Annotated in this window: 14 protein-coding genes; 6 read left to right on the top strand and 8 right to left on the bottom strand. The window is 70.8% G+C overall.

Annotation, left to right across the window (positions count from 1 at the left end; all coding sequences use genetic code 11):
* Window positions 1-50 precede the first annotated feature (50 nt).
* From AB0M56_RS18910 to AB0M56_RS18920, 3 genes are all read right to left on the bottom strand, one after another.
* Window positions 51-1,574, bottom strand: coding sequence for a CehA/McbA family metallohydrolase (locus AB0M56_RS18910; protein WP_364177524.1), 1,524 nt, complete (start codon window positions 1,572-1,574; stop codon window positions 51-53).
* Between the two features lie 92 nt (window positions 1,575-1,666).
* Window positions 1,667-2,386 (bottom strand): SRPBCC domain-containing protein, encoded by a 720-nt coding sequence (locus tag AB0M56_RS18915; protein WP_364177527.1) that lies wholly within the window; start codon window positions 2,384-2,386, stop codon window positions 1,667-1,669.
* Between the two features lie 94 nt (window positions 2,387-2,480).
* Window positions 2,481-2,930 (bottom strand): Lrp/AsnC family transcriptional regulator, encoded by a 450-nt coding sequence (locus AB0M56_RS18920; protein ID WP_364177530.1) that lies wholly within the window; start codon window positions 2,928-2,930, stop codon window positions 2,481-2,483.
* 93 nt (window positions 2,931-3,023) lie between these two features.
* Here AB0M56_RS18920 and AB0M56_RS18925 point away from each other — a divergent pair, with 93 nt between their 5' ends.
* Together AB0M56_RS18925 and AB0M56_RS18930 are read left to right on the top strand one after the other, a co-directional pair.
* A complete protein-coding gene (locus AB0M56_RS18925; protein WP_364177533.1) occupies window positions 3,024-3,881 on the top strand; it encodes an LLM class flavin-dependent oxidoreductase in 858 nt (285 codons plus the stop codon).
* Window positions 3,878-4,294 carry a nucleoside deaminase gene (locus tag AB0M56_RS18930; RefSeq protein ID WP_364177536.1) on the top strand — a complete coding sequence of 139 codons (417 nt, stop codon included), beginning with the start codon at window positions 3,878-3,880 and terminating at the stop codon, window positions 4,292-4,294. Before AB0M56_RS18925 ends, AB0M56_RS18930 begins: the two co-directional genes overlap by 4 nt.
* Window positions 4,295-4,323: 29 nt before the next feature.
* Here the strand turns inward: AB0M56_RS18930 and AB0M56_RS18935 are convergent, their stop codons facing one another.
* Window positions 4,324-4,485 carry a hypothetical protein gene (locus AB0M56_RS18935; RefSeq protein ID WP_220241868.1) on the bottom strand — a complete coding sequence of 54 codons (162 nt, stop codon included), beginning with the start codon at window positions 4,483-4,485 and terminating at the stop codon, window positions 4,324-4,326.
* A 133-nt stretch (window positions 4,486-4,618) separates the two neighbouring features.
* On the opposite strand from AB0M56_RS18935, the gene AB0M56_RS18940 reads away from it, so the two are divergent.
* On the top strand, window positions 4,619-5,140 hold the full coding sequence (locus tag AB0M56_RS18940; protein WP_364177539.1) for a 2'-5' RNA ligase family protein: 522 nt from the start codon (window positions 4,619-4,621) through the stop codon (window positions 5,138-5,140).
* Here the strand turns inward: AB0M56_RS18940 and AB0M56_RS18945 are convergent.
* From AB0M56_RS18945 to AB0M56_RS18955, 3 genes are read right to left on the bottom strand one after another with little or no spacing between them, the layout of a single operon-like run.
* A complete protein-coding gene (locus tag AB0M56_RS18945) occupies window positions 5,082-6,161 on the bottom strand; it encodes a hypothetical protein (RefSeq protein WP_364177542.1) in 1,080 nt (359 codons plus the stop codon). The genes AB0M56_RS18940 and AB0M56_RS18945 overlap by 59 nt on opposite strands.
* Before the next feature lie 7 nt (window positions 6,162-6,168).
* Window positions 6,169-6,753: a hypothetical protein gene (locus AB0M56_RS18950; RefSeq protein ID WP_364177545.1), complete on the bottom strand. Its 585-nt coding sequence runs from the start codon at window positions 6,751-6,753 to the stop codon at window positions 6,169-6,171.
* Window positions 6,754-6,755: 2 nt separating this feature from the next.
* Complete coding sequence (locus tag AB0M56_RS18955; RefSeq protein WP_354867786.1) at window positions 6,756-7,238, bottom strand: helix-turn-helix transcriptional regulator; 483 nt, start codon at window positions 7,236-7,238, stop codon at window positions 6,756-6,758.
* A 257-nt stretch (window positions 7,239-7,495) separates the two neighbouring features.
* Here AB0M56_RS18955 and AB0M56_RS18960 point away from each other — a divergent pair, with 257 nt between their 5' ends.
* Window positions 7,496-8,440: an NAD-dependent epimerase/dehydratase family protein gene (locus tag AB0M56_RS18960; protein ID WP_364177548.1), complete on the top strand. Its 945-nt coding sequence runs from the start codon at window positions 7,496-7,498 to the stop codon at window positions 8,438-8,440.
* On the top strand, window positions 8,437-10,611 hold the full coding sequence (locus tag AB0M56_RS18965; RefSeq protein WP_364177551.1) for a glycosyltransferase family 2 protein: 2,175 nt from the start codon (window positions 8,437-8,439) through the stop codon (window positions 10,609-10,611). Before AB0M56_RS18960 ends, AB0M56_RS18965 begins: the two co-directional genes overlap by 4 nt.
* On the opposite strand, the gene AB0M56_RS18970 is transcribed toward AB0M56_RS18965, so the two are convergent.
* On the bottom strand, window positions 10,541-11,047 hold the full coding sequence (locus AB0M56_RS18970) for a GtrA family protein (protein ID WP_364177554.1): 507 nt from the start codon (window positions 11,045-11,047) through the stop codon (window positions 10,541-10,543). The genes AB0M56_RS18965 and AB0M56_RS18970 overlap by 71 nt on opposite strands.
* Before the next feature lie 181 nt (window positions 11,048-11,228).
* On the opposite strand from AB0M56_RS18970, the gene AB0M56_RS18975 reads away from it, so the two are divergent.
* Window positions 11,229-12,383 (top strand): NAD-dependent epimerase/dehydratase family protein, encoded by a 1,155-nt coding sequence (locus AB0M56_RS18975; protein ID WP_364177557.1) that lies wholly within the window; start codon window positions 11,229-11,231, stop codon window positions 12,381-12,383.
* Window positions 12,384-12,538 lie beyond the last annotated feature (155 nt).

The raw sequence follows: 12,538 nt of genomic DNA on the forward strand, positions 1-12,538 counted from the left end.
CCCGGAGGACCGGTAGGGCCCGTGTGTGGGTGAAGGAGGACGGGCCGGGATCACTTGCCGTCGGCGGCGCCCAGGAAGATCGGGTTGGACATGGCGACCATCGCGTTCGGCGTGGTGGTGTTCGGGCCGCCCGAGGGACGCCGCACCTCGACGCGCACCCACCGGCTGTAACGCGGGTAGGTGGTCCACGTCACGGTGGCGGTGCCGCTCGCGGGTACCGTCTCGACGTGCTCGGGGCCGAGCTGGTCGAGGAACGTGACGGTGGTGCCCGGCGCGCCGGTCACCGTCGCGGTCACCGTGACCGCGGTGCCGGTGCCGGCCGTGAGCCGCTCGCCGATGCCCGCGCTGCGCCCGCCGCCGGACACGCCGAACTCGAGGTTCACGTCCTTCGACTCGGCCAGCCACGTCCGGCCCGCCTTGAGACCGGCGAGCAGGTCGGCGCGGCGGAGGCTGTTCGCCTTCACCACGGTGTGCGGCAGGGCCACGATCTGGTCCGGGTTGTGCGCGTCGGAGTCGCCGATCGCGGGGATCCAGCGGCCGCCGCGCAGCAGGCCGTCCCAGTGCGTGACGCTGGCCTCGTCGTCCTGGGTCCACGGGCCGTTCCAGACCTCGACGAGGTCGGCGATCTCGTAGGCGAACTCGTACGTGCAGCCGAAGCAGTTCGCGAACGGGTGCGCCGCGGTGACCAGGCCGCCCGCGCGGTGCACCTGGTCGGTGAAGTGCCGGAAGTCCGCCGCGTCGGACGCGCGGTAGCGCCAGTCGATCCAGGTGCCGGCGGGCAGGCCGATCGCGGGCCAGTGGCCCGAACGCGTGGTGACCTCTTCGCCGTTGAGGATCAGCAGGTCGTCGGTGGCGTAGTCGCCCCAGATCAGCTGCGAGCTCTTGGTGTTGTGGTCGGTGGAGACGATGAAGTCGAGCCCGGCCGCGCGGGCGTCGGCGACGAGCTGGTCCGGCGTGCGCTTGCCGTCGGAGTGGACGGTGTGCAGGTGGCAGTCGCCGCGGTACCAGGACTTGCCGCGCTGGCGCGCCGGAGCCGTCTCCGGCGCGGGGTTCGGCTTGAACGGCTTGTCGTCCGCGCCGAACGTCAGCGTGATGTCCACGCGGTAGTTCATGCCCTGGGGTGCCACGGTGTACGGGCCGAGGATCACGTGCCAGCGGCCCTGCTTGATCGGGCCGGCGACATAGCCGGGCGTGGCGTCGGAAGCGCTGATCGAGAAGCGGTCGCGGAACCCGCCGGACCAGCCGCGGAAGCCGCGGGTGTTGCCGAGGTCGTGGCCCTCGGGACCGAACATGCCGATGTCACAGGCGTTTCCGCGCACGCCGGCGGGCACGGTCGGCCGGTCGTAGGAGTAGACGACATCGATCTGTTTGACCCCGCGGGGCACGTCGACGGGCAGGTAATACCAGTCCGGCACGTCGGGCTTGAACGTGCCCGTGACCGTCTTGGTCTGCTGCGCCGTGCCCGGCGCGGGAGCCGCGAACGCGACGCCGGGCAGCATGCCCATCGCCGCTCCGGCCGCCACGACACCACTCACACGCAACAAGTTACGCCGGCTGAGATCCCCAGTGGACATGCGTTCCTCCGCATAGGTCGAAGACGGCCCGACGCTAGGCGAGGCCGAGCGCCGCCATCAACGACGCGCGGGTGAACACTCGGCGACCCAGGCTATTCGTCCGTTCCCGCGGGGAAAACACGGGCCAGCCAGGTGGTCCAGGCCACTTCCGGGTCCGCGGGGCCGGCGAAGACGTGCGCCGCGACGGCGACCGGCCAGCCCCACGCGTCGCGGCCGTACACACGGTAGAGCGCGCCGGCCGTGCGGATGCCGAGGAAGCGGTCGGTGCGGTAGTCGACGACGCCTTCGATCCGCGTCGGTCCTGCGGCCACGACCCGGTCGCCGACAGCCGCGTCACCCACGCCGAGCGCGTCGCACACCGCCGCGAACCCGCCGTCGGCCGAGGACGGCGGCGCACCGGCCGACACGTACGTCGCGTCGCGGCCCGCGAAGTGGCGGACGTACTCGGTGAGCGAGTGGTAGTAGAACTTCGTGTGGTGCAGGCACGAGTCGAGCTGCACGTCGTGGTCCTCGCCGAGCACCGAGCGGTGTCGGTAGCGCAGCAGCGTGCCGGCTCCGCGGGGCTCGAGGTCGTAGTCGAGCTGGTTGAACCAGCCGTCGGCGGAGTCGGCGCGCGTCACGAACCGCCGCGCCGGGTCCCACTCGACGACGGTGCCGCCGGTCGGCGTCAGGCCGCGCTCGGCCCCGCCGGGGCGCGGCTCGTAGGCGATCTCCCACAGCCAGCCGCCGGTGTGCGTGGTGAACGCGTCCCACACCTGCTCCGGCGTCCCCGCCAGCACGCCTTCCCACCGGACGTCGATCTCCGTGCCCATGTCGTCTCCTTCGGTCGGAGGGGACGCTCGATGCGCCCCTTCACGGACGCGTCGGAGGGGGCGGGCGCGCTTCGACAAATCGGCGGGAATTTCCTCAGGCGGGTTTGCGCGGCCCCCGGTACGGCAGCGTCTGGCTGTAGACGACGTTCGTGGTCGTGCTGCCGAACCGAGCCAGCTCCCCCATGAGCTGCTCGAGGTGCGCCATGGACGTGGCGGCGACCTTGAGCGTGTAGCAGTCGTCGCCGGTGGTGCGCAGGCACTCGATCAGCTCGGCGCGTTCGGCCAGCAGCCGGTGCAGCGGCTCGTGGTGGTTGCCGGGGAACTTCAGCCGCACCACGGCCAGCACGCCGAACCCGACCTTGCCGAGGTCGACCTCGGCGCGGTAGCCGGTGATCACGCCGAGCGCCTCGAGCCGGCGCACGCGGTCGGTTGCCGCCGAGGCGCTGAGGCTCACACGTTTGCCCAGCTCGGTGAGCGCGAGCCGGCCGTCCTGCTGCAGCTCGGCGAGGATCGCCCAGTCGGTGTCGTCGAGAGTCTCGGCCATTCCCGCAATCTACCGGCAGATCCACGGCCATCGGGCCGATATGCCGGACGGATTCCCTTCACCGGTCGGGTCCGCGCCGATAGCGTTGGTGGCGTGCGACTCGGTGTGAACATCCCGAACTTCGGCCCCGGCACCGACCCCGGTGTGCTGCGCGCGTGGGCGCAGACCGGCGAGGGGCTCGGCTACGACCTGCTGATGGTGTCCGACCACGTCGCCATCACGCCCCACGTCGCGGCGCAGTACCCCGCGCCGTTCTACGAGCCGTTCACCACGTTGTCGTGGCTGGCGGGCGCGACGGCGAACGTGCGGCTGGGCACCACCGTGCTGATCCTCCCCTACCGGCACCCGCTGCTCACCGCGCGCATGGCCGCGAACCTGGCGGATCTCAGCGGCGGCCGGTTCCTGCTCGGCGTGGGCGTCGGCTGGGCGCGCGAGGAGTACGCGGCGCTCGGCGTGCCGTTCGAACGCCGCGGCGCGCTGACCGACGCGCACCTGGCGACCATCCGCGCCGCGTGGGCCGACGAGGACGACTACCGCGCGGGCCGGGTGCCCCTGTGGATCGGCGGCGGCAGTGACGCCGCCCTGCGCCGTTCGGTGCGCTTCGGCGACGCGTGGCACCCGCTGCGCTTCCGGCTGCCGTGGGTGCGCGACGCGCTCTGCCGGCTGCGGACCCTCGCCGACGCCGAGGGCAGGCCGGTGCCCGGGTTCGCGCCGCGGATCGTCCTGCGGCTCACCGACTCGCCGCCCGCCGACCGGCTCGCGGGCGAGGGCACGCTGGAGCAGGTCCTGAGCGATCTGGAGGAACTTCGGCGGCTCGGCGCCGAAGACGTGGTGTTCGACCCGTTCTCGGGCGACCCTGAAGAGACCCGGCGGCCCTCGGCGGCCTGGCGGGCGCTCGCGGCCGTCGCGGACGCCTGGAAGCAGCACTCCCTCGAAAGGGGACCACGATGACCGAGGCCCTGCTCCGCCATGCGATCGAGCTCGCCGCCACGGCGCGGGCGAGCGGGAACCCGCCGTTCGGCTCGCTGCTCGCCACCGCCGACGGCAAGGTGCTCATCGAGGAGTGGAACACGTCGCTCACGGACCGGGACATCACCGCGCACCCCGAGCTGAAGCTAGCGCGCTGGGCCGCGCGCGAGCTCAGCCCCGAGGCGGCCGCGCTGACGACGATGTACACCAGTTGCCAGCCGTGCGGGATGTGCACGGGCGCCATCGAACGGTCAGGACTCGGCCGGGTGGTCTTCGCGCTGTCCACGCAGCAGCTGGCCACCCTCAAACCGCCCACGCCCGGCGCGAGTTTCGAACTGCAGGGCCCCGCGTTGTTCGACGAAGCCCGCCGGCCCGTGGACGGTTATTACCGCTGAATTGCAATTGCGCGGCGACCCGGAGAATATCAGCCGCGGGTGGTGATCAATTCTCTTTCTTCGGCTCCCCGCCCGACTTCCCGGCGCACGGGAACACAGGCCAGGAGCAGGGAAACAGCCACGACGCCCAGGAGCACGTGGCCGGCGAGGGCACACAATCCGCACAATGCGGTCCATAGGACGATCTTCATTCACCGAGTGTAGAGCCCGGCCCACAGTGCAGCGGAAAACTTGGGGAAGACTTAGGGTTCCCATTCGGGTACACCCGAGAACGTAGGTTAGCCTCAATTTCTCGATACGGCACGGGTGCGGGAAGATCACTTCGTGCCCGCTCCCGGAACCAGTGCCCTCGTCGTCGAGCTCCCCGCCGCGGCCGGCCTGCTCGAGGCCGCCGTCGCGGTCAGTCCCCCGCTCGTGCGGCCCGGCCTGCCGCCGCACGTCACGGCGCTCTACCCGTTCCTGCCCGCCGCCGAGCTCACGGACGAGGTCGACGCCGCCGTGACCGCGCTGGCGGCCGCCCACGAAGCGATCGACGTCGCACTGGCCGAGGTGGTGGTCGCCCCCGGGTTCGTCGCCGCGGCGGCCCCGGCGCTGCAGCCGCTCGCCGACGCCGCGTGCGACCGCTGGCCCGGCGTCCAGCCGTACGGCGGCCGCTTCGGCCCGCACCCGCCGGCCCACCTCACGGTCGCGATGGGCGGCAGCGACGAGCAGAACACCGAGGTGACGCGGCGCGTGGAGCGGCTCCTGCCGCTGACCGCTCGCGCCGAGGCGCTGCACCTGGTCGTGCTCACCGGACAGAGTTGGCAGCTCCGGCTGACCGCTCCCCTCGCAGCGCCCGCGCGATAGCCCGCAGCCGCGCCACGTCGGCGGCGAACGCGGTGTCGCCTTCGACGTCGCCCGCTGCACCCGTCGCGGCGTCACCGCCACCCTCCCGCAGCAGGTCGGCCGCCGTCTCGGGCGGAGCCGCCGGCGGGATACCGGCGAGCAGCAGGCCGTCGTTGATCTCGCTCAGCACCGTCAGCAGCCGCTCGCGCCCGGTCGCGCCCGCGCGGCCGAGGCGCACGACATCGGGGAACCGCTCGGCGAGGTGCTCGCGCAGCGGGCGCAGCTCGGCCCGCGTCCGCGCGTCACGCACCGCGCGCCCGGCGGCGGGGATCGCCGGCACGGTCAGGCCGACCACGATGAGCAGCACCGAGATCGCCGGGAAGCCCACGGCCAGCGCGCAGTCGACCGTCGAGAACGCGCCGCGGCAGACCACCGCGACCGGGTGCTCGGCGGTCACGTCGGCGACGAGATCGACGATCTTGCCCGCGAGGTAGGCTAGCGCGAACACGCACGCCACGAGCATCAGCCCGAGTCCGGCTCGCAGCGCGCCGGCGCCCGCCCGGACCGCGCCCGCCGACACGATCGCAATGTCCACCACCGCGAACCCGAGGTAGAGCGTGTAGACCACGATGTAGGCGACCAGCGTCGGATTGGTCCGGTACAGCTCGTCGAACAGGCCGATGCCCACCGGCAGGCCGCGGGTCGAGAAGAACGCCACCACAAGCACGACCAGCGCGACCACGAGCGCGGCGAGCCGGCTGCGGCGCCGTTTCCCTGCCACCCCACCGATCTCGGCGACGGTGACCTCGATGCCGTACGCGGCCACCATCGTCGCGAGGTTCGACAGCAGCCGCCCCAGGCTCGGATAGATCCGGCTTTCGATCGCCTGCGCGCTGTCGGCCAGCAAGAACAACGCGAGACCGAGCGCGATCAGGCTCGTGGCCAGCCCGGTGGCCGCGCCGGTGCGCCGCGCCCGCACGGCGCGCCAGATCCCGGCAGCCACGGCGACGAGCCCGACCCCGAAGAACAGCGCGTCGATCATCCGGCCGCTACCCGAGCAGCGACGCGAGCCGCCGCGCACGATCGGCCGAGCGCCCGGACGCACCGGGCCTGAGCGGTTCGTCCTCGGCCGTCGCCGCGCTCATCAGCAGCACGGCGATGAGCTCGGCCTCGTACTCGTCTACGTCGGTCGTCACGCGCGTGAGCAGGTGCGACAGCGTGTGGGCACTGAGGTCGGGCGCCAGCGCCACGGCCTCGGCGTCGGACATCACGCAGGACCCGCGGTGCTCGCACAGCAGGTGTGCGAGCTCGTGGGCGATGATGTGGTCCTGGTGCAACGGCGAAGTGCCGGCGGTGTAGGCGATGAGGTCGTAGTCCGGGCGCCGCTGCCAGGCGCCCGAGGGCCGGCCCGGCTCGTACTCCACCGCCACCAGGTCGATGTCGCGGCCACGGCGGCGTTCCAGCTCGTCGACCCACGCGTTCATCGACCACGGGCGAGGTGGCGGCACGTCGCGCAGCAGCTCACGCACTCGGGTGCGGGCGCGCGCCCTCAGGCTCGGGTCGATGACCCCTCCCGGTGCGCTCGGCGGCTGGACCAGCCGGGTGCACCGCGGCGCCCCGGCGATGATCAGCATAGCTACTCGGGTTTGCGCCCGCGGCGGGAGCGCTCGCGCCCGGCGTCGTAGCTGTTGAGCTGGTCCACCAGCGCCGACACGGTGTCGCGGTCGCGTTCGGAGAGGCGCATCGCGCGCTGCGCGAGGTCGCGGGCGCCGGTGTCGCGCCACGCGACGACGTCGGCGATCTGCCCGTCGACGCGCTCGGCCACGTCGTCGTCGAAGAAGTAGGTGACGGGCACGCCGAAGAACCGCGCCAGCGCCTGGATGTGCGAGCGCTTCGGGTCGCGCCGCGCCCCGACGGCGAGCTGCTGCACGTGGGTGGCCGACATGCTCACCCCGGTGAGCTCGGCGACCCCCTGCGCGATCTCGCGGTAGGAGTAGGGCTTGCGGTCCGGCGGGTGCACCGTCGAGATCAAGTGCGCGAGCCGTTCGGCGAAGCTGGTCTCCTCGTCGGGACCGCTCGCCGTGTCCCCTGCGTCCCCGGTGTCCGGCGTCCCGGTCATCAGTCCCCCAACCGTCCTCCGCTCGTGACGACATGAAGCATAGCTGTCACGAAAACTTGACATCAACCGTCCAGTCAACGCTACACTCCGGCGCACGGGATGTCGCGAAAACGAGACGGGCGTCCGTGTGTGGTCACTGGGGGTGGCCACACACGGGCGCCGGGAGCGGGCGGACCTACCGGACATCCGGGACCGATCGGCCCGGGCGCGCTCGTCCGCTGTCCTGGCTCACAGGCTGCGGAGGTAGGTTGTGCGCCATGGTGCTGGAGAACGGTCCTGAAAGGACACCCGTCGTCGTCACCGGTGGCAGCGGCTTCATCGGCCGCGCGGCCGTGCGCGAGCTGCGTGATCGCGGCTACCCCGTCACCGTCGTGGACCGGGTCCCGTACGTCACCGAAGACGAGGGCGTGCGCGTGGTCACCGGCGATCTGCGCGACGCGGGGACCCGCGAAGCCGCCGTCACCGCCGGTACGAGCGCCATCGTCCACCTCGCGGCGCTCACGTCGGTGCTGAAGTCGGTGGAGCTGCCCGACGACACGTTCACCGAGAACGTCGCCGTGACCCACGGGCTGCTGGAGCTCGCGCGCGAACGCGGGGTACAGACCGTCGTGCTCGCCTCCACCAACGCCGTGATCGGCGACGTCGGCACCTCGACCATCACCGTGGACCTGCCCACGCGGCCGCTCACGCCCTACGGCGCCACGAAAGCCGCGTGCGAGATGCTGCTGTCGGGCTACTCCGGGGCGTACGGCATGACGACGTGTGTCTTGCGGTTCACCAACGTCTACGGCCCCGGCATGTCGCACAAGGACAGCTTCGTGCCGCGCATGATGCGCGCCGCGATGGCGGGCGAGGGCGTGCGCGTGTACGGCACGGGCGAGCAGCGCCGCGACCTCGTGCACGTGGACGACGTGGTGCGCGCCATCGCGCTCGCGCTCGAAAGCGGTTACTCCGGCCGGGCGATCGTCGGCGCCGGGCATTCGGTGTCGGTGCTGGAGATGGTGCAGACCGTGCGCGACGTGACGGGTGCCGAGCTGCCCGTGGAGCACGTGGCCGCGCCGAAGGGCGAGATGCCCGCGGTCGTCGTCGACGTGTCCGCCAGTGCCGAGACCATCGGCTTCACCCCGGCGATCTCGCTCGCCGACGGCCTCGCCACCGCTTGGAAGTACTTCTCGGAACTGGACCTGAAAGCGACCCCGTGAGCCTGTTCCTCCGCCGCCACGCCTTCCTGCTCCTCCTGCTCGTCGCGGGCACGGTCCTGCGCGTGCTCACGTGGGTGGCCTACCGGCCGGCGCTGCTGTATATCGACTCCTACCGGTACCTGGACAACCTGCACGCGCTGCGCGCCGACCAGCTCAACCCGATCGGCTACGACCTGATCCTGCGGCCGCTGCTGGCGGTCGGCGGGCTGTCGTGGGTCGCGGCCGTGCAGCACGTGGGCGGACTGGCGATCGCGGTGGGGATCTACGCGCTGGCCCGCCGGCTCGGCGCGCGCCGCTGGGTCTCGGCGCTCGCGACGGCGCCGCTGCTGCTGGACGCTTACCAGCTGCAGATCGAGCAGAACATCATGTCCGAGGTGTTGTTCGAAGCGTTGCTGCTGGGGCTGTTGTGGCTCCTGCTGGCGAAGAGCGCGCCGAACTGGCGGCGGATCGCGCTCGCGGGTCTCGTGGTCGGGTTCGCCGTGCTGGTGCGGCTGATCGGCGTCGCGCTCGCGGTGCCGTTCCTGCTGTACGTGCTCAGCGCCGGCAGCGCGTGGCGGACGTGGCGCGGCTGGCGCAACGCCGGCATCGGCGTGCTGGCGATGCTCGTCGTGATCGTGCCCTACGCCGCGGAAGTCAAGGCACAGACCGGAAAGTGGGGGCTGACCGGGCCTTCGGGCAGCATGCTCTACGGGCGCACCGCCGCCGTCGCCGACTGCGCGAACCTGCACCTGGCGCCCGAGATCCAGGTGTTCTGCCCCACCGAAGACGTGTCGACCCGCCTGGTGGACAACTACACACACGCCGACCTCGACCCGGCGTGGCCGGGCCCGCTGCCGCCCGGCGCCGACCGCACCGTTCTGGCGCACGAGTTCTCGATCGACGTGCTCAAGGTCCAGTGGTGGGACGTCACGAAGGCGATCCTGAGCGACTTCTCGAAGAGCTTCCGGTTCACGCGCAGCACGGCGATCAACGACGTGCCGATCGACCGCTGGCAGTTCCAGCAGACCTACCCGGAGTGGAACGAACCGGCCGACATCGCGATGATCACGCAGCAGTACGACGGCGTGAACCCGAGCGTGAACGAGCCGATCGCGACTTTCCTGCGCGACTACCAGATCAACGGCGGCTTCGTGCCCGGGGCCGTGCTCGGGTTCTTCGCCCTGCTCGGCCTGCTCACCATGCTGCGCCGCAAGAAACCGCGCGACAAGGCCCGCAGCGGCGCGCTGCTCGCCGCAGGTTCCGGGCTGTTCCTCCTGTTCGCGTCGGCGGTGTTCGAGTTCTCCTGGCGCTACCAGCTCCCGGCGCTCGTGCTGCTGCCCGTCGCGGGCGCACTGGGCTTCACCACGCTCACGGCCGCGAGCCGCCGACGCCTCGCCGCGTACCCGGACGCCGTGGATGTCGGCGCGGTCAAGGATTTCGACGACCGGCACCCGGGCGCGAAGCTTTCGGAGCTGACCGTGGTGATCGCCGCCTACAACGAGGCAGGCGGAATCGGCCAGGTGCTCGAGAAGATGCCCGACGAGTGCCTCGGCCTGCCGGTGGACGTGCTCGTGGTCGTCGACGGCGGCAGCGACGACACCGCCGCCATCGCCGAGAAGCACGGCGCCTACGTGTGCGTCGCGCCGACGAACCGGGGCCAGGGCGCGGCTTTGCGCCTCGGTTACCACCTCGCGGCCGAACGCGGCGCGCGCTACGTGGTGACGACCGACGGCGACGGCCAGTACGACAACAGCGAAATGGCGGAACTGGTCGCACCACTGCTCGACGGCACCGCCGACTTCGTCACGGGATCGCGGCGGCTGGGCCACGAAGAGGCCGACAGCCGCATGCGCTGGCTCGGCGTGCGCGTGTTCGCGTGGCTGGCTTCGGCGCTGACGTGGCGGAAGATCACCGACACGTCCTTCGGTTTCCGGTCCATGCGCGCTGAGCTCGCGTGCGCGATTCCGCTCAACGAGCCGCAGTACCAGTCTTCGGAACTGTTGCTGGGAGTCACCGCGCGCGGCGCCCGGGTGCTCGAACGGCCGATGAGCATGCGGCTGCGCAAGGCCGGCAAGAGCAAGAAGGGCGGCAGCGTCGTCTACGGCGCGAACTACGCGCGGGTCATGACGGGGACGTGGTGGCGGGGGTACGTGCTGCGCCGCGGGCGAACACGAAGCGGTCGAGCATCGTGAACTTCACCACGAAAACCAGTGCGTAACTGAGCACGTACGCACCGTCGATGAAAACGATCCACCAGGCGTGCGGCAGGTTCAGCGGCGCGAGCAGGTGACCGGTGAGCGTGGTGAGCCCCACGGAGGCAAGCCCGCCGAGCGAGATGACGACGACGTAGGGCAGCAGCTCGTGCCCGAGGGCCGGCTTCCCGCGCCGGCCCCAGACCCAGCGGCGGGTGAGGAAGAAGTTCAGCACCGCGCCCGCGGCAAACGCGAACGCGCTGGCCAGCCACGGAGCGCCGCCGATCGCGAGCACCGTGAGCAACGCCGCCTGGCTGAGCAAAGTCGCCGCGACCGAACTGGTGGCCGCGCGGAAGAACCTTCCGGCGAGGCGACGCCGGCGCCGGGGTGAATCCTCCGTCGTGCGAGGCTCCACCGGGTTGGTTACCGTCGTCATGTCCCCCAGTCTCCCCTCGGGCCGATCCGCCTGCCGTGCGGCCCCCCGACGCACAGTAGATTCACAGCTGTCTGCCAGGTGATCATCAGCACCCGGTCGATAGGTTCGGACGTGTTCAAGGCGTCATGTACAAAGAGGAATCAGCGTGCTTGTCGCGTAAACGATACGGAAAGGCTTTTCAATGCGAGTGCTGGTTCTCGGCGGTGACGGCTACCTCGGCTGGCCCACGGCATTGCACTTGTCGGACAAAGGCCACGAAGTGGCTGTTCTGGACAACTACGCCCGGCGCAAGTACGACGTGGAACTCGAAGCCGACAGTCTCGTCTCGATCGAAGACCTGCCCACGCGCATCGCGGCGTGGGAGGAGGTTTCGGGCAAGAAGATCGCCCTGTTCGAAGGCGACCTGTGCGACGCCGAGTTCACCTATTCGGCCGTGCGCGACTTCGCTCCCGATTCGATCGTCCACTTCGCCGAGCAGCGGTCCGCGCCGTACTCGATGATCGACCGCGAGCACGCCGTCTACACGCAGCAGAACAACGTCGTCGGCAATCTGAACCTGCTCTACGCGATCGCCGAGATCAACCCGGACATCCACCTGGTGAAGCTCGGCACGATGGGCGAGTACGGCACGCCCAACATCGACATCGAAGAAGGCTGGCTCGAGGTCGAGCACAACGGCCGCAAGGACCGCATGCTCTACCCGAAGAAGCCGGGCTCCTTCTACCACCTGTCGAAGGTGCACGACTCCCACAACATCGAGTTCGCTTGCCGCATCTGGGACCTGCGCGCCACCGACCTCAACCAGGGTGTCGTGTACGGCCAGCAGACGGCGCAGACCACCCTCGACCCGCGCCTGGCGACCCGGTTCGACTACGACGCGGTGTTCGGCACCGTGCTGAACCGCTTCGTGATCCAGGCGGTGCTGGGCCAGCCGCTGACCGTCTACGGCAAGGGCGGCCAGACCCGCGGCCTGATCGACGTGCGCGACACCGTGGAGTGCATCCGCCTGGCCGTGGAGAACCCGGCCGACCGCGGCGAGTTCCGCGTGTTCAACCAGATGACCGAGAGCTACTCGGTGGCGCAGATCGCCGACATCGTCGCGAACTGCTTCCCCGGCCCGGTGCAGATCGAGAATCTCGAGAACCCGCGGGTCGAGCAGCCCGAGCACTACTACAACGTGAAGCACACCGGGCTCGTCGAGCTCGGCCTGCAGCCGCACCTGCTGTCGGACACGCTGATCGAGTCGATGTTCGACATCGTCGGTTCGAACAAGCACCGCGTGAACTCCGAGCGGCTGCGCCCGACCGTGCGCTGGCGGGGTGCGGTCAAGTCCTGACCCTGTTTGCTCCCTTGGCACGCTGAAACGCCGGATCGCCGTTGTGCGGTCCGGCGTTTTTCATCGCGGCCGGGCAGGTCTCGGAAACTGTCGGTGGCGGATGAGATGCTTCTCCGGTCAGCCCCTCACGGGGTCGGAAACACGGAGCGGCAAGG

Origin of the sequence: Amycolatopsis sp. NPDC051372, assembly GCF_040682095.1 — a bacterium.
GTDB lineage: Bacteria > Actinomycetota > Actinomycetes > Mycobacteriales > Pseudonocardiaceae > Amycolatopsis.